Raw genomic sequence first — 22,274 nt, 5'->3', positions numbered from 1 at the left:
CCGGCCCGGCGCACCCCGGCCGGCCAGCGGCGTGAGCCTCAGCTCAGGCCGTCGCGCACGAACGGGTTCGCCCCGCGCGAGCCCATGACGTGCCAGGACGTGGCGCCCACGTGCTGCACCTGGAAGTAGCCGAAGCCGAAGCCCGTGTCGATCAGGCTCGACGCCGCGACGACGCCGCCGCCCGCGGGCAATGGCGACCCACCCAGGTGCTGGCCACCCCCGAGGACCTGCTGGGCGACGCGCACCTGCTCCGACAGCGCCTGCGCGCGGGCCTTGTCGCCGCGGCTGCCACGGTCGGCGAACGCCGTCGCGAGCTGGGCGGTGCCCTCGAGCCACACACCCTGCGGGTGCACCTGGATGTCGTTGTAACGGGCCGTCGACTCAAGGCTCGCCGAGCTGAACGTCACCCCGGACACCGCGGCGCCCGCGGGCATCTGGGATGTGGCGGGGCCCGCCACGTCTCGGGCGGCCAGGGCGCCCGCCGCCCAGTCGAGCGCCTTCGCGTAGCGCTTCTCCCGCAGGGCCAACCAGCTCCAGGTCTGCGGGTCGAGGGGCAACGGCGCCCGGTTGATCTCCGTGCCGTCATTCGTGCCGGTGTAGAAGTACCCGCCCGCCGGCTCCCACATCCGCTCCACGAAGGCCCGCGCCACCTTGGCCGACTCCTTCCAGCGGCGCCCGGCGCCGACCTGGTGGAGCAGCGTGAAGAAGGCCGTGACGTCGATGTTGTGCTCGGTGGAGCCATTCGGGATCGACTCGTCAGCGCCGTTGACGCCGAACGTGTAGCCGCCGAGGGGGAACGCGGACGTCGTGCGGTCGACGATCCACTCGGCGATCCGCACAGCCCCGTCGAGGTGGCGGCGGTCCCGGGTGCGCTCATAGAGCTGCACCAGGGCGATGCCGGGCCACGCCATGTCGCCCACGGCCGTGCCGAGGAAGCCGAACTGCCATCCGACGTTGGCCGCGCCATCGGCCCGCACCAGCCCGTCGGGCTGCGGCGACCCGTCGTAGAAGGTGTACGGGCCCACGTTGTAGGCCTGCCGCAGCCGCCCGTCGGCGAAGTCCGGGTCATGGTCCTGCGCGAACAGCAGGCCGTCGCCCAGCGCTCGGGCATGCGGGTCGACGCCGCGCCGGGCGCTCAGCAGGGCGCAGATGGCCAGGGCGTTGTCATAGACGAACGCGGTGCTGAACAGCCCGAGCTCGTCGGCGTAGGACTGCGCGAGCCGGGGGCCGCTGTTGACGGCGGGATAGGCGTCGGCGGCGGACCGCAGGAAGCCCAGGGCGGCGCTCTCGCTGCCCCGGGAGCCATGACCGGATCCGAGGGGTCGCGGGCTGCCGGGCACGGCCGCCGTCGCGGAGGACGCCGCGGCGCCGCCGAGCCAGACAGCCGCGGCGCCAGCGCCGGTGGCCGCGAGGAAGCCTCTGCGGCTGAGGGAACGCCCTGCGCCGTCGAACGGGCGCGCGGTGGACGGTGACGCAGTGGAAGGTGACGCAGTGGGTGACATGGCCGCTCCCCTGTCCTGGTCGCATCGTTGCGACCGGCCGCATCGTTGCGGCTTGGCGACACGGTAGCGATCTTCGGACGAATCCGACAGAACGGGTGGTGGCGTGTCGGCGGCGACCGCCCCGGGGATCAGCCCAGGCGGACGAGGGCCTGCGCCTTGCCGAGGACGCGGGCTCCCTCGCAGGTCACGGTGAGGTCGACGCGCGCGGCGCCGGCCTCAGGGTCGAGGGCGCCGACGGTCGCGGTGACCTCGACGGTCGCGGCGCCGGGATCGGGCACCGGGACGGGACGCGTGAAGCGCACCTGGTAGTCGACGACGGCTGCCGGGTCGCCAGCCCAGTCGGCGACGACGCCGACGGCCGCGCCCATCGTCCACATGCCGTGCGCGATGACGCCGGGCAGGCCGACCTCTGTCGCGAAGCGGTCGTTCCAGTGGATCGGGTTGAAGTCGCCGCTGGCGGCCGCGTACCGCACGAGGCGGGCGCGGTCGACGGTGAGGGTCCGCTTGCCGACGACCTGGCCGACCTCGAGGCCGGCGAGCACGGGGCGGGGGGCGCTCATGCGTCCTCCCCGCGCACGGCCAGCGTGGACCGCACCGTCGCGACGGGCTCGTTCGCCTCGGTCGCGATCTCGGCGCGGGTGCTGACCATCGACAGCCCGGCGCGCTCGGTGATCGCGTCGACGTGCAGGACCGTGACGAGACGGTCTCCCGCGTAGATCGGGCGGTGGTGCGTGAACCGCTGCTCGGCGTGGACCACGCGGCTGAAGTCGATCCCGGCGGCCGGGTCCTGGATCAGCTGCGCCTCGGCGCGCTGGGCGACGAGCACCGCGAACGTCACCGGTGCGATGACGTCAGGGTGCCCGAGCGCATGAGCGGCCGAGGCGTCAGTGTGTGCTGGGTGGGCCGCGCCCACCGACTCAGCGAACTCGCGAATCTTCTCCCGCCCGACCTCGTAGAAGGCGTTCGACGGGTACTCGCGTCCGATGAACTCGGTGTTGACGGCCACAGGCGCTGAGATCAGCGGGTCTCGCGGTGCACCGTGTGACGACCGTCACGCGGGCAGAACTTCTTCATCTCCAGGCGGTCGGGGTCGTTCCGACGGTTCTTCTTGGTGATGTAGTTCCGCTCCTTGCACTCGGTGCAGGCGAGCGTGATCTTCGGGCGAACGTCAGAGCTCTTGCTGGCCATGGTCTTGCCACCTCTCGCGCCGCCGGGGCGCTGCGTACGGGTTGCGCACGTCGCCGGCCGACGTGCGTGTGTGTCCTGTTGGTAGCGGGGGCGGGACTCGAACCCGCGACACCACGATTATGAGCCGTGTGCTCTAACCACCTGAGCTACCCCGCCAACTATCGGTGGACGGGGGTTGTGCGGCGGACGAACCGTCGCACAACCCCCGGACACCAACAGAGCCCCGAAAGGGAATCGAACCCTTGACCTTCTCCTTACCATGGAGACGCTCTGCCGACTGAGCTATCGGGGCAGCGCGTGCAAGGCTACAACGTCTGGGGCCTTGCAGTGAAATCGGCTCCCTGAGCCCCGGAACCACGGGCCTCAGACCCTTCCAGATCCCGAGACGCGCATGGCCCAGGTGGGTGATCTGCACGCGGGAGCCGGCACAGAACTCGCCCGAGGGCCTCGCCCTGCGGGCATCGCTGCGCCAGAGTACCTCCGTGCCCACAGACGACGACCTCCGCGTGGAGATCATGGACGCCGACGTGCGCGCCGCCAAGCAGGACTGGCTGGCCGCACGCGACAGCGGCGCGCCGACGTCCATCGTCGACGCGACGTTCTGGCTGTACACGCGCCTGATGTCGACCCAGGCCCAACAGATCGCCGACGCGTTCCGCACAGCGCGCGACTGTTCCTGACCCGGCTGCCTCGCCGAGGCGGGGCCACCGCCACGTAAACGATTCGCATCGTCGCGAGCCTCGCGTGCCCCATGCCACCATCCCCGGCATGCCTACCCGACGTCGCACCGCGCCCGTTGCCGCCCTCGCCCTGCTGTGCGCCCTCACGGCCCTCACGGGCTGCACTAGCCCCGCGGAGACGGTCGAGCCGCCGCCGACCCTGGAGTGGCCCGACGCGCTCACGCTGGGCGCCGACACCCCCGACCCGTTCTGGGTCGTGTGGACGGCCGTCGCCGAGCAGAGCGACACGGCCGTCGACGCCCTCCAGCCGTCGATCGACGAGCTCGGCGCGGCCGGCTACACCGTCGAGGCCTGGGATCCCGCCTGCCAGTCGGGCGCCGAGGAGCAGCTCGCCGCGCTCACCGGGTTCACCGACGTGGTGGCCGTCGGGGTCCCCTTCGCCTCCGAGCAGGAGGCCGGAGCCTTCGACACGCTCTTCGAGGGGTCCGTGGTGTCCGTCACCCCCGGCGCGTACACCTGCGCGAGCTGACCAGCCCTCGGCGCACCCGCTCCCACCGGGCCCAGCCCCAGACGCACGAACGGGCGCCCTCTCCGAAGAGAGGGCGCCCGTTCACGTGTGGCGGGTGAGGGATTCGAACCCCCGTAGGCGTTGCCAGCTGATTTACAGTCAGCCCCCTTTGGCCACTCGGGTAACCCGCCAGGGTCGCATCGCCGCGAACGGCGTGCGGATGGAAGGATAGCAACGAATCCGGGGTGCTCATGCATCATGCCCGCGGATGTCCATCGGATCACGGCGCCCAGCAGGGCTCCGGCAGGGAGGGAACCATGGCGAGCGAGTCCTCGTTCGACGTCGTCAGCAAGGTCGACCGGCAGGAGGTCGACAACGCGCTCAACCAGGCCGCCAAGGAGGTCTCGCAGCGCTACGACTTCAAGAACGTCGGAGCGTCGATCGCGTGGAGCGGCGACAAGATCGTGATGATCGCGAACTCCGAGGAGCGCGTGCTCGCGATCCTCGATGTGCTCCAGACCAAGCTCATCAAGCGGGGGATCTCGCTCAAGGCGATCGACACCGGCGAGGGGACCCCGAAGGCGTCGGGCCGCGAGTACCGGCTCGAGGCGAGCCTCAAGGAAGGGCTCGACAGCGAGACCGCCAAGAAGATCGGCAAGCTGATCCGCGACGAGGGTCCCAAGGGCGTGAAGTCGCAGATCACCGGCGACGAGGTGCGCGTCACGGCCAAGAGCCGCGACGACCTCCAGGAGGTCATCGCGTTGCTCAAGGGCGCCGACCTGGACGCGGCGCTGCAGTTCACGAACTACCGCTGACGCGACGCGCGACGAGCAGCGCCCCGGTGTGGACCACACCGGGGCGCTGCTGTGTCTCTGGTGCGCCGGTCAGCCGACGGGGACGACGTCGCCCTCGGGCTCGGTCGTCGCGAACCGGACCAGGGTGAAGGCCGCGAGGTCGACGCCGGGCGCCTCGGGCTCCTCCCCCGTCGCCAGGTCCGCGAGCACCTGCCCGATGCCGGGGGTGAACTTGAAGCCGTGGCCGGAGAATCCGGCCCCGACGACCACAGGCCCCACCCGGTCCAGCACGAAGCGCTCGTCGGGGGTGGTCGTGTACGTGCAGCTGATCGGATCGGGCGCGTCGGCGTCGACGCCGGGGAACCACTCGCGCACGTAGGCGCGCAGCTCGTCGAGCCTGCCCGGCTCGGCGGCGAAGTCCCGCTCGTCGGGGTCCACCACCGGGCCCGTCCCGTGGTGGCCGACCTTGATCCCCTGACCGGGCGTGTGGTGGCCGTAGACGCCGCGCGCCGGGTACCCGGGATCGGCGCCGAGGTCGCCCCGGGCGGCCGCGTGCCCCTCGGGGTCCACGTGGTGGATGAAGCTGGGCCAGCCGTCGTCGGCGACGTGTGCCTCGTCGAGCACGGGGAAGTGCGCGGGCTGCTCCTGCGTGACGACCAGCTCGGGCAGCGCCTCGAAGCCGGGCACGTCGGCGAGCAGGCCCGCCGACCAGGCCCCGACGGCCACCACGGCCGTCCGGGCGCGCAGCTCCTCGACGACCGGCTCGCCCTGCTCGTCAGAGGTGGCGACCTGGAGCAGCACGCCGTCCTCCACGACGTCGAGGGACAGCACCTGGGCGTTGTGCCGCACCTGCGCACCGTGGCGGACGGCCTCGGACTGCAGCGTGGCGACGGTGCGGTCCGCGTGGGCCCGGCCGGCGACGGGCTGCACGATCGCCCGGTCGTCGAACCGCATGCCCGGCCAGCGGGTCTGCGCCTCGAGGCCCGTCATGTACTCGAAGGGGACGTCGCAGTCCTCGAGGGTCTGCGCGAGCGCCCGCAGGGCGAGCACCGGCCCATGGTCGACGCAGCCGTTGAGCGTGAGGAGCTGCTCACCGGACTCCTCCTGGAGGACATCCCACCAGCGGCGCGCGTGCTGGGCGAGCCGCACGTGGTTCGGATCGGCGTAGCCGAGCCGGAAGATGCGCCCGGCGCCGTGGGACGCGCCCCGCACGTGGCCAGGCTCGAACCGCTCCAGGAGCGTGACCTCGGCTCCGCGCCGCGCGAGCGCCCAGGCGGTCGCCGATCCCATCGCGCCACCGCCGATGACGACGACGTCCACCTGCTGCCCCTGGGTCCCCACGCTGTCCACCTCTGGTCGCCGGCCGTGTGCCGTCCGACACCGTATCGGCGCGCGCGCGGCGCACGAAGGGGCGGTTCACCCACAGGACAGCACGACCGGGTACGCCCGCGGGCTGGGGGTGGACGGGCTCCGGTCAGACCGGGGGCAGCCCCGCCATCCGCTGCAGACGCTCGATCCGCTCCGGCATCGGCGGGTGGGTCTGGAAGAGGCGGCCCACACCGGCGCCGCGGAACGGGTTGGCGATCATCAGATGGGAGACGTCGACGAGCTCGCGGTCCTGCGGCAGCGGGCGCGCCTTCGTGCCGGCCTCGAGCTTGCGCAGCGCCGAGGCGAGGGCGAGCGGGTCCCCGGTGAGCCGGGCGCCGTCCTCGTCGGCGTCGTACTCGCGCGTGCGGCTGATGGCGAGCTGGATGAGCGTCGCCGCCACCGGCGCCAGCAGGGCCGTGGCCAGCACCGCGAGCGGGTTGCCGCCGCGCTCGCGGTCGCCGCCGCCCCCGAAGATGAGCATCACCTGGGCGGCGGACGTGATCACGCCCGCGACAGCCGCGGCGACGGACGACGTGAGGATGTCGCGGTTGTAGACGTGCATGAGCTCATGGCCCAGGACGCCCCGCAGCTCGCGCTCGTCGAGGATGTGCAGGATCCCCTCGGTGCAGCACACCGCCGCGTTGCGCGGGTTGCGCCCGGTGGCGAACGCGTTGGGCGCGGCGGTCGGGGACACGTAGAGCCGCGGCATGGGCTGGCGCGCGGCGGTGGAGAGCTCGCGGACGATGCGGTACATCGTGGGCTGCTCGAGCTCGCTGACCGGGCGCGCGTGCATCGCCTTGATCGCGATCTTGTCGGAGTTCCAGTACGAGTACGCCGTCATGACAACGCCGAAGAGCGCGAACAGGTAGATGTACCGCCCACCGCCCACCAGGGCGCCGATGCCGAGCAGGACCGCCCAGAGCACGCCGAACAGAGCCGCCGTCTTCAAGCCGTTGAAATGTTGGTGCCCCATCGGGATGAACCTCCTAGTCGTACCTCGGACAACGCCCAATCGAGCCGTGTGGTTCCCCTACTCCTGTCAGTGCTCAAGCGAGGGGAGAACAAAGAGAGCCGTGGTGGAAAGGTGTGTTTTTTTTAAAAAAAAAACACGGCTTACGGGATTTCACCCTGTCGGGGGGGGCTGGGAGTTGGGTATAAGGACCATCCCCCGAGGAGTACCCCGTGCGTCCGAGCCGCGTCCTTGCCCTGGCAGCCCTGAGCGCCCGGGCGCTCGCGGCCTGCGCCCCCGCCGACGAGACCCCCGCCGAGGCCGCCGACGGCACGCTCGCGACGGTCACCGCCGGGAAGCTCACCATCGGCACGTCCGACCCCGGCTACGGGCCGTGGATCATCGACAACGACCCGTCGAACGGCGAGGGCTTCGAGTCCGCGGTGGCCTACGCCGTCGCCGCCGAGCTCGGCTTCGACGCCGCGGACGTCGTGTGGACGCCCGCCAGCTTCGAGCAGATCATCGCCCCGGGCGCCAAGAGCTTCGACTTCGCGATCAACCAGGTGTCCATCAGCGACGAGCGCCGCGCCAACCTCGACCTGTCGCCGAGCTACTACGACACGGCGCAGGCAGTCGTCGCGCTCGAGGGCAACCCCGCCGCGAAGGCCACGACAGTCGCCGAGCTGGCGGGCCTGCGGATCGGCGCGATGGTCGGCACGACCAGCCTCACGGTCGCTGCCGACGCGATCGCGCCCACCACCGACGTCGCGGTCTTCAACGACAACGACCAGGCCAAGCAGGCGCTCTCCGCGGGGCTCGTCGACGCGATCGTGGTCGACCTGCCCACCGCGCTGTACATCACCTCCGCCGAGCTCGAGGACGGCGTGCTCGTCGGCCAGCTCCCCGCCGGCGACGACCCCGACCAGTTCGGCCTGGTGCTCGACCAGGGCTCTTCGCTGACCAGCGCGGTGTCGGCGGCCGTCGACGCGCTGCGGGCCGACGGGACGCTCGCCAAGCTCGAGGCCGAGTGGCTCACCGACGCGGCCGGCGCGCCGGTCCTGCGGTAGTGGTCGACGCGCCGCCCACGGCAGGCTGGGCGCCCTCGGCCGTCCAGCGTGAGCGCCTCGCCTACCGGCGGGCCCGTGGGCGGCGCTCCACCCTGGTGGCGCTCGTCTCGACGCTCGCCTGCGCGGCGGTGGCCTGGCTCGCACTGACGAGCGCCCCCGGATGGCCGCGGGTGCGCGCGTCGTTCTTCGACCCCGAGGTCGCGCTCGAGTCGCTGCCCCGGGTGCTGGAGGGCCTGTGGCTCAACGTGCGCGTCATGGCGGTGTGCGCCGTGGTCATCGTCATCGTGGCCCTCGCGCTGGCGCTGGCCCGGACGTTGCGAGGCCCGGCGTTCCTGCCGCTGCGGATCGCCGCCACGGCGTATGTGGACGTGTTCCGCGGGCTGCCCCTGCTGCTGGTGCTGCTGCTCGTCGGGTTCGGCGTGCCCGGCCTGCGACTGCAGGGCATCCCCGCGTCGGCGGTGGTGCTCGGCGGCGCCGCGCTGGTGCTGACCTACTCGGCGTACGTCGCGGAGGTGTTCCGCGCCGGCATCGAGTCGGTGCACCCGTCGCAGGTCGCCGCCGCCCGGGCCCTGGGGCTCACGCGGGCGCAGGCGCTGCGGCATGTGGTGCTCCCCCAGGCCGTGCGGCGCGTCATCCCGCCGCTGCTCAACGACCTCGTGGCGCTGTCGAAGGATTCCGGGCTCATCTCGATCCTCGGCGCCGTGGACGCGGTGCGCGCCGCGCAGATCCAGACGGCGACGCACGCCAACTTCACGCCCTACGTCGTCGCCGGAGTGCTGTTCGTGCTGCTGACCATCCCGCTGACCAGGTTCACCGACGCCCTCGCGCGGCGCAGCGGCTGGCTCGGCGCCCAGGGCGCCCTCACCGGCGCGGGGCCGCTGCGATGAGCGGGCTGACGCGCGCGGCCGAACCCGTGGCAGCCGGCCCGGCATCGGCGCCCGAGGGAGGCTCGCGCGCGCTGCTGCGGGTGCGCGGCGTGCGGAAGGCCTTCGGCGAGCACGTCGTGCTCGACGACCTGGACCTCGACGTGCACGCGCACCAGGTGGTGGTGCTCGTGGGCGCCTCGGGCTCCGGCAAGTCGACGCTGCTGCGCTGCGTCAACCTGCTCGAAGAGGTCGACGACGGCGTGATCGAGGTCGAGGGCCGCGACATCACCGACCCCCGGGCGGACGCGGACGCCATCCGGGCCCGGATCGGCACCGTGTTCCAGGCCTACAACCTCTTCCCGCACCTGCGCGTGCTCGACAACGTCACGCTCGCGCTGCGGCTCGTGCACCGCATGCCACGGGCTGACGCCGACCAGCGCGCGCTCGCGATGCTCGAGCGCGTCGGCCTCGCCGACAAGGCCAACGCGTTCCCCGACCAGCTCTCGGGCGGCCAGCAGCAGCGCGTCGCGATCGCCCGCGCGCTCGTGGCCCAGCCCGCGCTCATGCTGCTCGACGAGGTGACCAGCGCGCTCGACCCCGAGCTCGTGGGCGAGGTGCTCGACCTGCTCGGCGAGCTCAAGGACGAGGGCACCACCATGCTCGTCGCCACCCATGAGATGGCCTTCGCACGGCATGTGGCCGACGAGGTGGTGTTCCTCCACGAGGGCCGGGTGCATGAGCAGGGCCCGCCCGAGCAGGTGCTCGACGACCCGCGCGAGGCCCGCACCCAGGAGTTCCTGCGCAGGTTCCGCGAACGCGACGGGCGGATCTGACAGCCCGTTCTGAGAACCGGCTCCGACATGCGACAGGGCCGCCAGGAGATCCCCGGCGGCCCTGCTCGTCAGCCGTCAGCCGTCAGGCTGCGCGGCGGCGGTGCACCAGCACGGGCGCCCCGCGCCCCAGCGGCGGCGCGGCGACGGGCGCGGGCCCCGCCGCGACGGCGCCGGTGACCGGCAGCGAGCCGACAGTCACCTCGGCGGAGTCGCTGGCCAGCACCTCGGACGACGACGGGTCGCCGCCGTCCGTCCAGCCCACCGACGCGGTGTTGACCACCGCTCCCGATGCGCCGGGCGCCACCTGCACGGCCACCGTGATGTCCGGCGCCCGCTGGCCGAAGCCGAGCCACCCGTCCAACACGCAGGTCACCAGGCCGCCGTTGCCCTGCGCGTCACGCTCGGTCAACGTGCACTGCGACCAGCCGGGGGTCGTCGCGTCGGCCGGCGCCGCCGTGCTGAGGCCGACGACCTTGAGCGCCGACGGCACCCGGTCGCGGACCGTCACGTCGCCCGAGGCCCCCCGGCCCGTGCTGTGCGCCGCGAGGGTGTAGTCGAAGCCCGCGCCGATGCCCGCCCGGGCGGCCGACGCCGTCTTCTCCAGGGAGAACTTGGCCGCACGCGGCAGCATGCACGCCGAGCCGGCCGCGGGGTACACGGCCGAGAGCAGCACCGAGTCCACCGCGTCCACCCGGACGAGCACGCCACCGGTGAGGGCGGCCTCCGGCAGCGCCGGGTCGGTCACCAGGTTGAGCCACGTCGGGGTCTCCCCCGCCCGCACGAGCCGCATGCCCGGCCAGCCGGTGGCCACGCCGTCGGCGTCGAGCGTGGTGCCCGGCCACAGCAGGCGGCCGCTGAGGTCCCCGCCCGCGGGGATGGTGTCGACGTGCAGCGCCGCGCCGTCCGGCACGCCGTCCTGGTCCGCGTCGGCGAACCAGGTGAGCGTGACGGGCGTGGCGCCCGCGTCGATGTGGTGCAGCGCGACGTCGTACGTGAGCCAGCGGGCGTCGGCGACGCAGGCGGGCGTGGCCTGGGCCGTGATCCGCCGCACCTTGACCGGAGCCTCATCCGGGTCCTCGCGCTCCGTGGGCGTCGGGTTCGACGAGCCCGTGTCCGTCCACCGCACGAACGCCGAGTTCACGAACTCGTTGACCGCCACATCGGGGCGCACCTCGACGGTGACCCGCACCACCGGGGCCGAAGCGCCCGGGGCCAGCTGCGAGCCACCCGCGTACGCGCAGGCCACAGTCCCGCCATAGCCCTCCGCGTCGACGCCCGTGACGGTGCACGTCCACGGCGACGGGGCGTCCACGTGGACGACCCCCACCTCGGCCGGCAGGGTGTCGACCAGGCGCACGTCGCTCGTGGCCGCGGGGCCCGTGTTGGCCACCCCGAGGGTGTAGTCGAACTGGTCGCCGCGCAGCACCGTGGCGGCGCTGGCGTCCTTGGTGAGCTCGAGCGCCGAGAACGCGTTCTCGATCGCCACCTGGCTTGACGGGCCCGCGAGCGTCACCGCGCCCGTGGTCGACACCACGGAGGACGTGCCGACCCGGTACCCGATGACGGCGCCATGCGACCTCGTCTCCGTGACGAGGCACTCCGCGCCCACCGGCAGGCCGGTGACGGTGCGCGAGGCGCCGCCCGTGAGCGTGAACGCGGCGTCCGCGGCGGGCAGGGCCAGCGGCGCGCCCGCGAGCGTGCAGACCAGCGTCACGTCGTAGGTCTGCGAGGCCGGGGCCTTCGAGCTGGCGTCCACGACCTTCGAGACCGCCAGGCTCGTCGACTCGAACGTGTTGTGCACCCGCAGCGTGTTCGCGTCCGCGCCGGTGGCGCCGATGACGACCGCCACCGGCTGCCCGGACAGCGGCGTCGCGGAGTCACCCGTGCCGTACTCCACGCGCGCGGCGCCCGCGGCCCCGGTCTCCGTCACCGTGCAGGACGCGGAGTCCGGGAGGGCGGCGAGCTGGGCGCGGTACGAGTTCGCCGCGTCGAGGGTGAGCACACCGCCCGCGGGCAAGGTGAGCGCCGTCGTGCCGGCCGGAGTCGGCACGGTGCACGTCACCAGCACCTCGTAGGAGCGGTCCACCTGGTACGCCGAGGCGAGGGCCGACTGGTCGACGGACTTGACCACCGTCAGCGGGCGGTGCGGGAACAGCACGCCCACCTTGTCGGGCTCGAGCTGGCGGGCCATGTTGCCGACCGGGGTGATCTGGTAGCGGAACGAGTTCCAGGCGGTCATCCCGGCCGTCACGTCGGCGACCTGGGCGGGCGCCGTCATCGACCAGTCCACCGTGGCGGACGCCAACGGCACCATCACCCGCTGGCCGTTCACCAGCGGGAGCGTGACGACGAAGCGCAGCGACCGCACCGTGGCGGGGTCGACGCTCGCGTCCAACAGCGACCACACGAGCGGGTCGATCACGTCGTAGTCCGCGGGGACCACGCCGCTGTCATCGCGCGTCGAGTAGTACGTCGTGAGAGTCACGCCGTCCGCCGCGCCGAGCCGCGTGCCGTCCGCGAGGGCGTACGTCAGCGTCGGCATGACGCCGTCCCACACGGGCGCCCACGCACTGCCGCGGGACTGCCCGCCCGGGGTCAGGTACGAGTCGCCGGCGTGCGGCAGCGTGTCGATCATCGACAGCCGCGTGCCGTCGACGTTGCCCGTGTTGACCACCCGGGCCTGCCAGGCGATGGACCCGCCCGGGGTGGCGACTGCGACACAGGCCGTCGAGCGGCTCAGCCCGTCGGCCGCCGGCGCGCACGTCGTCGCCGGGCCCGTGGAGGCCACGAACGTGCCGTCGGTGCGCACGCCCTTCGTCGCGGTGAACGTGTCATAGGTGTTGACGCCCACGGAGCGGTTCGCCGAGCACGACGCGGCGGGCAGGCCGGCGGCGCCGAACGTGCCGGTGGTGCAGCTCGTGAACTGGCGCGTCGAGGACGCGGTGGACAGCCCGAACACGTTCCGGATCGGCACGCCCGCCTCGGCGCCCGCGGCGATCTGCAACGGCAGCCGGATGACGCCCGACTCGCCCGGGCGGATCACCGACCCCGCAGGCCACGTGAACGTGAGCTGGTGCGTCACAGGGTCGTAGGCCAGGGAGCCGCCCGTGGTGGGCAGCGACGTGCCCGTCAGGCTCCACGGCCTGCTGCCCGTGGCGGGCGCGGCAGACGTGGCGGCGGTGTCGAGCACGAGCTGCTCGCGGCCGTTGAGCACCGGCAGCACGTCCGTCACCACCGGGTCGACGATGTCGGCGGTCCCCGTGTTCGTGAACTCCAGCCGGAACGTCGCGAACTGGCCGGGGTTGAACGTGGTGGACGCGCCCTCGACGGCCTTGCTCACCCCCACGCTCATCGACCCCGCCCGCACCTGGAGCGTCGCGGCGGACGAGTGCGGGGCACTGGTGAACAGCGCGCCGGGGCTCGCGGTGTCATCGGCCTGCGCGTAGCCGGTGAACCCGTTGGTCACCCGGCCCACCACACTCTCGCCCGGGTTGGGCATCGGGTCGGCCGGGACGTTGGCGGTGCTCGTCGCGGTGGGCGCGGCGCCTGTGGAGCGCAGCGTCGCGCGCAGCTTCCCCGTCAGCGACACCTTCGCGCTGGCCGTCGAGGGGGTCGTCAGCTTCTGGCCCGACGCCGCGAAGAACGTGACTCGCACGCCGTCGACGTCGGCCCAGCTCGACACCCCGGCGGGCAGCGCCAACGCGCCGTTGGCGACCGCCGGCACGACGACGCCATCCGTCCAGGCCCCGCCTGTGGCCGTGAGCGTGCCGCCGTCCACCGCGGAGACCGCGCCGCCTGCGGTGAAGGCGCCGCCGGTGTGCACGTCGAGCCGCGCGGTGACCGCGCCGCCCGACGCGGACGGAACCTGGGTCACCCGCACCCCGGTGAGGTCGATGGCGTCGTAGAAGGTCGCGGCGCTCGCCACCGGGGTGATCCCCATCGGGGCGGCGCCATCGGTCACGGCCGTGTCCACCAGCGCCAGGCCGTCCGAGGCCGTGTTGCCGATGTTCCAGACCTCGAGCGTCGCGCCGACGGCGCCCCGCTGGTCACGGTCGAGCACCGCGGGCGTGATCGTCTTGGTGGTGGACACCTTGAGCGACTTCGCGGCGACGGCGATCGGCGCGCTGGCGAGGGCTGCGACGACCTTGGCCCTGCAGTTCGCGGCGTCCTCGGCCGCGGGGTCGCCGGACTCCACGCAGACCCGCGCGTCCGTCAACGACACCGAGACGGTGTTGTCGACGGTGACCGCCGTGACGATCGGGGCCGTCGTCACCCGGTTGCGCGCGCGCAGCTCGGTGTCGAGCACCACCGTCGCGATCTGTCCGCTGTCGATGCGGCCCGCGTACCCGACCTGGACCTGCACCACATCGGCGAGGTCGGAAGCCGTCAGCGCCAGCGCCTGCGCGCGGTCGTAAGTCGTCGCGTCGAAGGCTGGCGCGCCTGCGCGCTTGAGCCGCACCACGACAGTGGTGCCGGCCGGCGTGCTGACCGGCGTGGAGATCGACGCGATCTTCGTGATCGTGAAGCTCGAGAACGGCGCCGTGGCCGCGTCCGGCGCAGCGGCGGGCTCGGTGATCGTCATCGTGTCGACCCGCATGCCCGAGGAGTTCTTCCCGGTCAAGGTCAGGCGCGCGGACGGATACGGGCCAGCCTCCGTGCTCGGGATGCCGAGCTCGGCACGGCTCCACGACTTCGTCGCGTCAGGCGTGAGCGTGGCCGGGAGGATCGCCACATCACGGTCGGACGCCGGCGAGGACGCCGAGCCGCTGAGACCCGGGCCGCTCGTGGTGGAACCGGAGAGCCACCCGTCGTTGACGACGTTGCCCTTCGTGGCGCCGTTGTACGCGAGCGCGTCGTTGACGGGCTCGCCCGTCGAGCGCAGCGTGTCGCGCAGCACGGCGATGACCTTGATCTCGCGGGGGTTGCCGTTGCCCGCCGGCACCGTGGCGACGCCAGAGCCCACCGCCGGGGCGACGAGGACGCGCGGGTCCCCCGCGGCCGTCAGCGCGGCGATCCGCGCGGCGCGGTCGGCACGCTCGGCGTAGACGAGCCGGATGCCGCCGGCGACGGCGCGCTCGGTGGCGGTCAGGGTCAGCCCCGGGAACGTCCCGACGCAGGCGCCAGCCGCGCAGACAGTGGCGAAGCTCGAGGCGGTCTTCCAGGTGTCGGTGACGGTGTCGAAGTACTTCACGCCCGTCACCTGGTCGAACACCAGGTACGGGTCATAGGCGGCGGTCCCGGCAGGGCTGGTGGCGATGGGGCCCACGCCGACCACGTCGAAGGACTCCCAGAAGCTCCCGGCGCCCTCCAGCGGCCGCTCCTGGTGACCCGGGGTCGGGTTGTAGTCGCCGACCTTCACCTCGTTCAGCGATCCGCCCAGCACGCCGGTGTTCCACTTGAGCAGCCCCGTGACCTGGGTCCCGGCGCCCTCGAGCGCCGTGCCGTTCATGGACTTGGTCAGCGGCGCGGGCTCGCCGGCGCCCAGCGCGACGCCATTGACGGTGGGGCAGGCAGTGGTCGTGTGGGTCGCCTGCGCGGCGCCGAGCCGATCGGCGGTGGCGGCAGCGCAGTTGGTGAGCACCGCACCATGCGCGAACGCGGCGCCGGTGCGGACCTTGAATCCCAGGTTGACCTGGATCTTGCCGTTGGTCGCGAAGTACTGGCCCGAGTCCCGGACCATCTCGGCGCGCACGCCCTTCCACGTCGAGGGGTTGGACGCCGCGCTGAACTCCTCGTCGACGAGCAGGCCCGACGTGCCGCCGTGCTTGACCAGCACAGGCGTCCACGTGGAGCCATCGGTCGTCGCGTACACGGTCAGCGTGGTCTCCGCGGGCACCATCGTCAGCTTGAGCCCGGTGGGCTGCATGGCGTCCCACCACGCCTGCTCCGCGCCGCCGAAGACGGCGGGGTCCTGCACCGCGAGGGTCGTGGGCTGGACGTTGCCGCCGCTCACCGTCGCGGTGAGGCCAGCGATCACCGTGGAGCCCGGCGCCGTCGAGACGCTCGTCTGCGACAGGGTCTTCCCCGCGGTCACGGCCAGCACCGGGTCCACGACACGGAGCGTGGCGCAGGCCGGGTCGGAGGTGTCCGTGCCGACCACATCGGGCCCGTCCGTGGTGGCGACGGTGGCCGCCACGCAGTTGACGACGCCGGTGGGCGCCGCGACAGCGGACGTCGCGGGCTTGACCCGGTACGAGACATCCACCGAGGCGCCCTGGGGCACGTTCCCCTCGAAGACGAGCTCGAAGCCGGTGAGGTCGGCCAGGCCCGTGAGCCCGGTCAGCTGCGCCGCATTCGCCACCGGGATGACAGCCGGGGCCGCGGACGCGGACGTCACATGCAGCTTCGCGCCAGTGGCCCAAGCCGGCCAGGCGACCGCCGTGAAGCCGTCGAACGTCAGGACACTGCCGCCGAGCAGGCCCGTGGTGCTGCCCGCCGCCGGGTCGCCGAGCGCCAGCGACGTGACCGACTGGTTGGAGGCGTTACGACCGGTCAGGGTGAACACGGCAGTCTCGCCGCCGAGGGCGATTGTCGTCGGGCTGACGGACTTCGCCGTGGTGGCGATCCACACCGGGCGCACGATCTGGAACGTGGCCTCGGGGCTCAGAGCCGAGCCGGTGGCCTCGTCGCCCGGGTTGACCGGGTCGTCGCCCACGATGTCGACGCCGATCTGGTTGCGCACCGTCACCGCGTGCTGCGCCGTGGGCGGGATGGGCGTGCCGGCGCGGGACGTCGCGCGCTGAGTCAGCCCGACCCCGATGCCAGCGGTGCGGTCGGCCGCCGAGCCGGTCGTCGGGAACGTCCCCGCGAACTCGAACCGGAAGCCGGTGACATCGCCGGGCGCGATGTCGGCGGGCCACGCGACCGGCTGGCCCTGGGCGAACGTCGCCGGGGCGCTGGGCGTCGAGCCCCGGAAGGTCGTCACGGTGACGCTCGTGGCGCCGGCCGGCCAGGTGACCTGCGGCGCGGTGGCCGCGAGGTTGAGCAGGTCGAATGCCGTGCCCACGGGCGCCGTCGCCGCGGCCGGGTTCACCGGCTCGGAGATGGTGATGGCGTCCACCGTGATGTTGGAGGTGTTGACCGCCGACAGGGCAGCGACTTCGTGGCGCCCGGCGCGGCGAGCTCGTCGACGCCCGACTGCCCGCTCGTCGAGGAGCCCCACACCTTCGTCGCGGTCGCCGCCGGCGCCGCGGGGAACACGCCCTTCACCGCGGCCGTGTCGGTGGCGGTGATCAGCGACTGGTCCACTGGGCTCACCGTGGTCATCTGCGCGGTGTTGACCACCGGCCCGTGTGTCCCGGGCGTCTGGTCGCGGAATCGTGCGATCACCGTGACCGTGCCGCCGCCGCCGGAGGCGAAGTCCCCGAGCGTGACCGTGAGCGGGGTGACCCCGCCGGGTCCGCTGTTCGACGTCCACGGCTCCACGACGCCCTCGGTGGACGTCACCGAGGTGACCTCGAGTTCGGCGGGCACCGCGTCCGTGACGCGCGCGCCCGTGCACACAGTGACCGAGCAGCCGAAGACCAGCCGGAACGTCACCGACTCACCAGCGCCCACCACCGCGAGCTCGCCCTGCGGCCCGGTGGACGCCTGGGCCGTCTTGCTCAGGGTCGGCACGGGCAGCGTCGTGTTCGCCGTGGCCGGCGCGGCGACAACCCCGAGGGTCAGCGCCGCGAGGCACACCACGAGCGCCGAGGCGATCGCACCGCGAAGCCGTCGATCCGCTGAGGTGACGACACGCGCAGTGGGCAGGTGACGGTGACGGGGCTGCATCGACGAATCCCTCTTCGGCTGTGGGCACAGGTGTTGCCCCGGGCGAACCGGGGGTCATTGCCCTAGTAAGCCACCAAGCCACAGAAGAACATCGCAGATCAGAGGTGATTTTTGCGGTGATTCTCGCCACTCCCAGGCGCCCCGCGCCCGGTTCCTGACGGGATGTCTGAAAACCCGGCGTCAGCCCTGCGGGCGCACCGTGCCCAGCGCGATCTGGACCATCTCCTCGCGCGGGACCACCTTGATCCGCTCGCGCCCATGCGGCTCGCCGAGGGCGCGCTCGAACGCGTCGAGCTGCTCCCAGCCGGACCACTCGATGGGCTGCACGCCACGCGCGACAAGGAAGTCGACGACGGCCTGCGGGTCGGGCTCTGCCGCGGTGGCGAACTCCTGCGCCGGGCTCTCCACCCCGCCCGCATCCTCCACCAGGTGGCGAATGGTCTCCGAGGCGTCCGACTTGGTGTGGCCGATGAGGCCGACAGGCCCGCGCTTGATCCACCCGGTGGCGTAGACGCCGGGCACGGGCTCCCCGTCCACGTCCACCACCCGGCCCTCGCGGTTCGGGATGACCCCGCCAACCTCGTCGAACGGGATGTCCACCAGCGGCGAGCCGAAGTAGCCCACCGCGCGGTAGACCGCCTGCACCGGCCAGTCGTGCGTCTCGCCGGTGCCGGTGACGTTGCCGTCGCCGTTGAGCGCTGTGCGCTCGGTGCGCAGGCCGACCACCTTGCCGTCCTCGCCGAGCACCTCCACGGGCTTGTGCAGGAAGTGCAGGTGGATGCGGCGGCTCGCGGTGAACTCCTCCGGCTCCTTGAGCGTCCAGTCCGTGAGGGTCTTGACGACCTGCTTGGTCTGGTTCGAGGAGTGGATCGCGGCCATCGAGCCCTCGTCGAACTCGAAGTCCTCCGGGTACACGATGACGTCCACATCCGGCACGTGGCCCAGCCCCCGCAGCTCCAGCGGGGAGAACTTCACCTGGGCGGGGCCGCGACGCGCGAACACGTGCACGTCGGTGACCGGGGACGCCTTGAGGATGTCGTAGACGTTCGCCGGGATCTCGGTGGGCAGCAGGTCGTCGGCGTGCTTGGCCAGCACGCGCGCGACGTCGAGCGCGACGTTGCCGGCGCCCAGCACCGCGACCTCGCGCGCCTCCAGCGGCCAGGTGCGCGGCGCGTCCGGGTGCCCGTCGTACCAGGACACGAAGTCCGCGGCGCCGAACGAGCCGTCCAGGTCGATGCCGGGGATGGGCAGCGCCGCGTCGCGGATGGAGCCGGTGGAGAAGATCACCGCGTCGTAGAACTGGCGCATGTCCTCGAGTTTGAGGTCCACGCCGTACTCCACGTTCGCGAGCAGCCGGATGTCCCCGCGCTCGAGCACCTTGTGCAGGGCGACGATGATCTGCTTGATCCGCGGGTGGTCGGGGGCCACGCCGTAGCGGACGAGGCCGAACGGCGCGGGCAGCCGCTCGAAGAGGTCGATGCTCACATCGAGCCCGGTCTTCGAGAGGATGTCGGCCGCGTAGATGCCGGCGGGGCCGGCTCCGACGATGGCCACACGCAGAGGTCGGTTCGTGCTCACGGGACGCGGGTGCCTTCCGGTCGAGGAGCCCAGGCAACGGGGTGGTCGGCGGGCTCGCCCACGGACGGGTCCGCCGGGCGCGCCGCGCGGCAGGCTGCCGGGCGTGCTGATGCCCGGCCAGTGTACGGCGGCGACCAAGGGCGCCCTCAGCCAGCGGCCACGATGCGGACAGATCGGACACTCTTCGCGGCGCGGCGGCTGGACGAATCGCGCGGCCCCGCACGCCGGGGACATAGGTTCAGCAAGTGACCACCGACTCCCCCGCCGCCGAGCCTGCCGCGCGCGGCTCCGACCCCGGAACCCTCGACCGGGTCGGCCTCGCCACCGGCCTCAGCGCCTACGTGCTCTGGGGGATGCTGCCGCTCTACTTCCCCCTGCTCCAGCCCGCCGGAGCCGTGGAGATCATCGGGCACCGCATCATCTGGTCGCTCGGATTCTGCGTGCTGCTCCTCGCCGTGACGCGCGGCTGGCGACCGTTCGCCACCACGCTGCGCTCCCCGCGCACCATGGGCCTGCTCGTCGTGGCAGCCGTCGTGCTCGCCATCAACTGGCTCGTGTTCGTGTACGGGGTGCTCTCCGACCAGGTGGTCGACGCCGCGCTCGGGTACTTCATCAACCCCCTCGTCACCGTCGCGCTGGCGGTGCTCGTGCTGCATGAGCGACTGCGCCCCGCGCAGTGGGCGGCCGTGGGGATCGGCGCCACCGCCGTGGTGGTCATCACCGTCGGATCCGGGCGCCTGCCGTGGATCGCCCTCGCCCTGGCCGGGTCCTTCGGCCTCTACGGGCTGCTGAAGAACCGGGTGGGCCGCACCGTCGGCGCCGTGCCCGGCCTCGCCGTCGAGACCCTCGTGCTGGCCCCCGTCGCCCTCGGCTACCTCATGGTGCTCGAGGTCTCCGGCAACGGGACGTTCGTGGCGCACGGCGGCTGGCACGTCGTCGCCCTCGTCGCCTCCGGCGTCATCACCGCCGTCCCGCTGCTGCTGTTCGGCTCCGCGGCGCGCCGCCTCCCGCTGAGCATCGTGGGGATGATGCAGTACCTCGCGCCCATGATGCAGTTCGCCATCGGGGTCCTGGTGTTCCGCGAGGCGATGCCGCCGGCGAGGTGGTGGGGCTTCAGCCTGGTGTGGCTCGCGCTCATCGTGCTGAGCGTCGACGGCCTGCGCGCCCGACGGGCCCAGACCCGTCTGCGGCACCACGCCGCGCCCCTCGCGCCGCCCGTCGTCGCCACCGATCAGGCCGGGCCGGCGGATCAGCCCGGGCAGCCCGTCACGGCTGCGGAGCGTCCACCACGACCACAGTGACGTTGTCCCGCCCCCCGGCGGCCACCGCGGCCGCCACCAGCGCCTCGGCGGCGTCCTGCGGGTGCGGCCGAGAGCGCAGCAGGCCCGCGATCATCGCGTCGTCGAGCTCGCCTGTCAGCCCGTCGGAGCAGACCAGCATCCGGTCGCCCTGCTCCACCGGCACCAGCAGGTAGTCGGCCGCGAGCGACGACGCCGCGCTGAGCGACCGCGTCACCACGTGGCGACGCGCGTGGTGCGCGGCCTCCGCGGGCGAGATGTGGCCGGCGTCGACCAACTCCTGCACCTCGGAGTGGTCCACGCTGAGCTGCTCGAGCACGTCGCCCTGCAACCGGTAGGTGCGGGAGTCGCCGAGGTTCACCATGAGCCAGTGCGGCACACCGTCGCGCGAGGTCAGGATCACCCCGGTGACGGTGGTGCCCGGGCTGCGGCCCAGCGTCGGCGGCAACGCCTGCAGCAGCGACCGCGCCGCCTCGAGCCGAAGCCGCACATCCTCCTCGCGCACGTCCTGGGCCTTGACGAGCCGGCGCAGCGCGCTCACCGCCGCGGCGCTCGCCACCTCGCCGGCCGCGTGGCCGCCCATCCCGTCGGCGACCACGAAGACCGGGGGCTCCGCCACGAAGCTGTCCTCGTTGGAGGCCCGCCGCGTGCCGATGTCCGTCGCGGCCCCCCACACCGGCTGGGCGCTCGTCGGCTGGGCGCTCATCGGCTGGGCGCTCATCGGGCCTCCACCCGGAAGGAGCGCTCGCCGAAGCGCACCGACCACCCCGGTCTGACGTGTGCGCGGGCTCCCGGCGGGAGGGCCGACAGCGAGCCGTCTGGCGCCATGAGCACCGTCCCGTTCGTCGAGCCCCGGTCGATCAGCCACAGGCCCGAGGGCTCGGGGCCGAACACCAGGTGCAGCTTGGAGATGGACCGTGACGGGTCGTCGATTGCGACGACGTGGGCCCACGGCGCGGCGTGCGGGTCAGCGGGCCCCCTGCCCACGGCGCCGTCACCGACCACGTCGACCCGCTCGCCGGTGTCGAAGACGAGCCGCACGACGACCGCCGAGGGCGTGGGCGTGGGCGTGGGCGACACGGCGGGGTCCGCGAAGGGCGCCGCAGTGTCCGTGGCCAGGGGCACGCGCGTGTCTGCGCCCAGTGGCACGCGCGTGTCTGCGCCCATGGTCACAGCCGTGGCGGTGCTCAACGGCACGGGCATGGCCGCCGTCTCGGGCGCGGCATGCGCAGGCCGCACGAAGACCGCAGGCGCGGCGGCCGTGCCGCGCCGGGTCACGGGCGTCGAGGGCGAGCGCCGCAGCACGAGCGTCCCCGCGGCCTTGTCGTGCCAGCCGCGCTGGGCGGGGCCCGGGTCCCAGGCCCCGGAGCCGGCCACGACGTAGGCGCCGACGCCGACGGCCAGCCCGCCGAGGCCGATGACCACGTTGCGCAGCAGCACCCGGCCCAGGCCTGCGGGGAGCCCGGTGGCCGACGACACCGTGCGGATGCCGAGGAGCAGGTTGCCGAGCGTCATGCCGGTCCGCGCCTCGGCGATCCACTGCCCGAGCGCGACGGCTCCCCCGAGCATGAGGGCGATCAGTGGGGGAACCACCACCGCGAGGCCGTCCTGCGGGCCGAGCGCCGCTGTGGCGACCCATAGGCCGCCGAGGGCCACGATGCCCGCTGCGAGCTGGTCGACCAGGAATGCGACGACCCGGGGTCCGACAGCAGCCACGTGGTCCGGCGGCACCGCGACCACACCGCCCCGGGGCGCCGGGGAGACCTGGGGCGATGACCCGGTGACGAGTGCGGGACCCGCGGACGGCGGGGCGCCAGCGCCTGGCGGGCGGAGCTCTGCGGTCATCGTCAGTCCCGTCCGTCAGCCCGTG

The 22,274-nt window shown here is 73.0% G+C and carries 18 protein-coding genes and 3 tRNA genes; 7 read left to right on the top strand and 14 right to left on the bottom strand.

Translation table 11 applies throughout. The features are described 5' to 3' along the window. Window positions 1-38: 38 nt before the first annotated feature. The 6 genes from BN3788_RS02650 to BN3788_RS02625 all read right to left on the bottom strand — a co-directional run bounded on the left by BN3788_RS02650 (window position 39) and on the right by BN3788_RS02625 (window position 2,982). Entirely contained in the window at window positions 39-1,502 is a 1,464-nt protein-coding gene (locus tag BN3788_RS02650; RefSeq protein WP_066582312.1) for a Tat pathway signal sequence domain protein, read from the bottom strand. Between the two features lie 128 nt (window positions 1,503-1,630). Next, window positions 1,631-2,062 (bottom strand): MaoC family dehydratase, encoded by a 432-nt coding sequence (locus BN3788_RS02645; protein ID WP_066582311.1) that lies wholly within the window; start codon window positions 2,060-2,062, stop codon window positions 1,631-1,633. After that, on the bottom strand, window positions 2,059-2,508 hold the full coding sequence (locus BN3788_RS02640; protein WP_066582310.1) for an FAS1-like dehydratase domain-containing protein: 450 nt from the start codon (window positions 2,506-2,508) through the stop codon (window positions 2,059-2,061). Before BN3788_RS02640 ends, BN3788_RS02645 begins: the two co-directional genes overlap by 4 nt. 11 nt (window positions 2,509-2,519) lie before the next feature. Beyond that, window positions 2,520-2,690, bottom strand: a complete 171-nt coding sequence (gene rpmG / locus BN3788_RS02635; protein ID WP_066582309.1) for a 50S ribosomal protein L33 — start codon at window positions 2,688-2,690, stop codon at window positions 2,520-2,522. Between the two features lie 79 nt (window positions 2,691-2,769). Next, window positions 2,770-2,846, bottom strand: a tRNA-Met gene (locus BN3788_RS02630). 63 nt (window positions 2,847-2,909) lie between these two features. Next, window positions 2,910-2,982 (bottom strand) — tRNA-Thr (locus BN3788_RS02625). Window positions 2,983-3,172: 190 nt separating this feature from the next. On the opposite strand from BN3788_RS02625, the gene BN3788_RS02620 reads away from it, so the two are divergent. Then, window positions 3,173-3,370 carry a hypothetical protein gene (locus tag BN3788_RS02620; protein WP_147525034.1) on the top strand — a complete coding sequence of 66 codons (198 nt, stop codon included), beginning with the start codon at window positions 3,173-3,175 and terminating at the stop codon, window positions 3,368-3,370. An 88-nt stretch (window positions 3,371-3,458) separates the two neighbouring features. Next, a complete protein-coding gene (locus BN3788_RS02615) occupies window positions 3,459-3,899 on the top strand; it encodes a hypothetical protein (RefSeq protein ID WP_147525033.1) in 441 nt (146 codons plus the stop codon). Between the two features lie 88 nt (window positions 3,900-3,987). On the opposite strand, the gene BN3788_RS02610 is transcribed toward BN3788_RS02615, so the two are convergent. Beyond that, window positions 3,988-4,069, bottom strand: a tRNA-Tyr gene (locus BN3788_RS02610). Window positions 4,070-4,195: 126 nt separating this feature from the next. Here BN3788_RS02610 and BN3788_RS02605 point away from each other — a divergent pair. After that, window positions 4,196-4,693 carry a YajQ family cyclic di-GMP-binding protein gene (locus BN3788_RS02605; protein ID WP_066582306.1) on the top strand — a complete coding sequence of 166 codons (498 nt, stop codon included), beginning with the start codon at window positions 4,196-4,198 and terminating at the stop codon, window positions 4,691-4,693. A 69-nt stretch (window positions 4,694-4,762) separates the two neighbouring features. Here the strand turns inward: BN3788_RS02605 and BN3788_RS02600 are convergent, their stop codons facing one another. Further along, window positions 4,763-6,013, bottom strand: coding sequence for an FAD-dependent oxidoreductase (locus BN3788_RS02600; protein ID WP_234346450.1), 1,251 nt, complete (start codon window positions 6,011-6,013; stop codon window positions 4,763-4,765). Window positions 6,014-6,146: 133 nt separating this feature from the next. Next, the gene (htpX, locus tag BN3788_RS02595; RefSeq protein WP_066582305.1) at window positions 6,147-7,013 is read right to left on the bottom strand and encodes a zinc metalloprotease HtpX; all 867 of its coding nucleotides are present in this window, start codon (window positions 7,011-7,013) and stop codon (window positions 6,147-6,149) included. Between the two features lie 209 nt (window positions 7,014-7,222). Here htpX and BN3788_RS02590 point away from each other — a divergent pair, with 209 nt between their 5' ends. Genes BN3788_RS02590 through BN3788_RS02580 form a run of 3 tightly spaced genes read left to right on the top strand, consistent with a single transcriptional unit; the run spans window position 7,223 to window position 9,755 of the window. Continuing rightward, window positions 7,223-8,056 carry an ABC transporter substrate-binding protein gene (locus BN3788_RS02590; RefSeq protein ID WP_066582304.1) on the top strand — a complete coding sequence of 278 codons (834 nt, stop codon included), beginning with the start codon at window positions 7,223-7,225 and terminating at the stop codon, window positions 8,054-8,056. Then, entirely contained in the window at window positions 8,056-8,943 is an 888-nt protein-coding gene (locus BN3788_RS02585) for an amino acid ABC transporter permease (protein WP_066582303.1), read from the top strand. The genes BN3788_RS02590 and BN3788_RS02585 overlap by 1 nt, the downstream gene beginning before the upstream one ends. Further along, window positions 8,940-9,755, top strand: coding sequence for an amino acid ABC transporter ATP-binding protein (locus tag BN3788_RS02580; protein ID WP_082812519.1), 816 nt, complete (start codon window positions 8,940-8,942; stop codon window positions 9,753-9,755). Before BN3788_RS02585 ends, BN3788_RS02580 begins: the two co-directional genes overlap by 4 nt. Window positions 9,756-9,837: 82 nt before the next feature. Here BN3788_RS02580 and BN3788_RS02575 read toward each other — a convergent pair whose 3' ends face one another. The 3 genes from BN3788_RS02575 to BN3788_RS02565 form a co-directional block, all read right to left on the bottom strand. Next, on the bottom strand, window positions 9,838-16,815 hold the full coding sequence (locus BN3788_RS02575; RefSeq protein ID WP_066582301.1) for a DUF5979 domain-containing protein: 6,978 nt from the start codon (window positions 16,813-16,815) through the stop codon (window positions 9,838-9,840). Further along, window positions 16,785-17,528, bottom strand: a complete 744-nt coding sequence (locus tag BN3788_RS02570) for a hypothetical protein (protein ID WP_147525032.1) — start codon at window positions 17,526-17,528, stop codon at window positions 16,785-16,787. Before BN3788_RS02570 ends, BN3788_RS02575 begins: the two co-directional genes overlap by 31 nt. Before the next feature lie 180 nt (window positions 17,529-17,708). After that, window positions 17,709-19,106 (bottom strand): FAD-dependent oxidoreductase, encoded by a 1,398-nt coding sequence (locus BN3788_RS02565; RefSeq protein WP_066582299.1) that lies wholly within the window; start codon window positions 19,104-19,106, stop codon window positions 17,709-17,711. 245 nt (window positions 19,107-19,351) lie between these two features. On the opposite strand from BN3788_RS02565, the gene rarD reads away from it, so the two are divergent. Further along, window positions 19,352-20,407, top strand: coding sequence for an EamA family transporter RarD (gene rarD, locus BN3788_RS02560; RefSeq protein WP_108723760.1), 1,056 nt, complete (start codon window positions 19,352-19,354; stop codon window positions 20,405-20,407). Here rarD and BN3788_RS02555 read toward each other — a convergent pair. Together BN3788_RS02555 and BN3788_RS02550 are read right to left on the bottom strand one after the other, a co-directional pair. Beyond that, a complete protein-coding gene (locus BN3788_RS02555; RefSeq protein ID WP_234346449.1) occupies window positions 20,373-21,125 on the bottom strand; it encodes a PP2C family protein-serine/threonine phosphatase in 753 nt (250 codons plus the stop codon). The two genes, rarD and BN3788_RS02555, sit on opposite strands and share 35 nt — an antisense overlap. Next, a complete protein-coding gene (locus BN3788_RS02550) occupies window positions 21,122-22,249 on the bottom strand; it encodes an RDD family protein (protein WP_082812518.1) in 1,128 nt (375 codons plus the stop codon). Before BN3788_RS02550 ends, BN3788_RS02555 begins: the two co-directional genes overlap by 4 nt. Window positions 22,250-22,274 lie beyond the last annotated feature (25 nt).

Origin of the sequence: Cellulomonas timonensis, from assembly GCF_900046455.1 — a bacterium.
Lineage (GTDB): Bacteria > Actinomycetota > Actinomycetes > Actinomycetales > Cellulomonadaceae > Cellulomonas_A > Cellulomonas_A timonensis.
Note: the sequence above shows the minus strand (reverse complement) of the source record. Positions and strands in the feature narration are given on the sequence as shown.

Excerpts from the sequence above, each read along its gene's own strand:
- BN3788_RS02555 (WP_234346449.1), bottom strand. The coding sequence starts at position 21,125 with ATGAGCGCCCAGCCGATGAGCGCCCAGCCGACGAGCGCCCAGCCGGTG.
- BN3788_RS02645 (WP_066582311.1), bottom strand. The coding sequence starts at position 2,062 with ATGAGCGCCCCCCGCCCCGTGCTCGCCGGCCTCGAGGTCGGCCAGGTC.
- BN3788_RS02580 (WP_082812519.1), top strand. The coding sequence starts at position 8,940 with ATGAGCGGGCTGACGCGCGCGGCCGAACCCGTGGCAGCCGGCCCGGCA.
- htpX (WP_066582305.1), bottom strand. The coding sequence starts at position 7,013 with ATGGGGCACCAACATTTCAACGGCTTGAAGACGGCGGCTCTGTTCGGC.
- BN3788_RS02550 (WP_082812518.1), bottom strand. The coding sequence starts at position 22,249 with ATGACCGCAGAGCTCCGCCCGCCAGGCGCTGGCGCCCCGCCGTCCGCG.
- BN3788_RS02570 (WP_147525032.1), bottom strand. The coding sequence starts at position 17,528 with ATGCAGCCCCGTCACCGTCACCTGCCCACTGCGCGTGTCGTCACCTCA.
- BN3788_RS02615 (WP_147525033.1), top strand. The coding sequence starts at position 3,459 with ATGCCTACCCGACGTCGCACCGCGCCCGTTGCCGCCCTCGCCCTGCTG.
- rpmG (WP_066582309.1), bottom strand. The coding sequence starts at position 2,690 with ATGGCCAGCAAGAGCTCTGACGTTCGCCCGAAGATCACGCTCGCCTGC.
- BN3788_RS02650 (WP_066582312.1), bottom strand. The coding sequence starts at position 1,502 with ATGTCACCCACTGCGTCACCTTCCACTGCGTCACCGTCCACCGCGCGC.
- BN3788_RS02605 (WP_066582306.1), top strand. The coding sequence starts at position 4,196 with ATGGCGAGCGAGTCCTCGTTCGACGTCGTCAGCAAGGTCGACCGGCAG.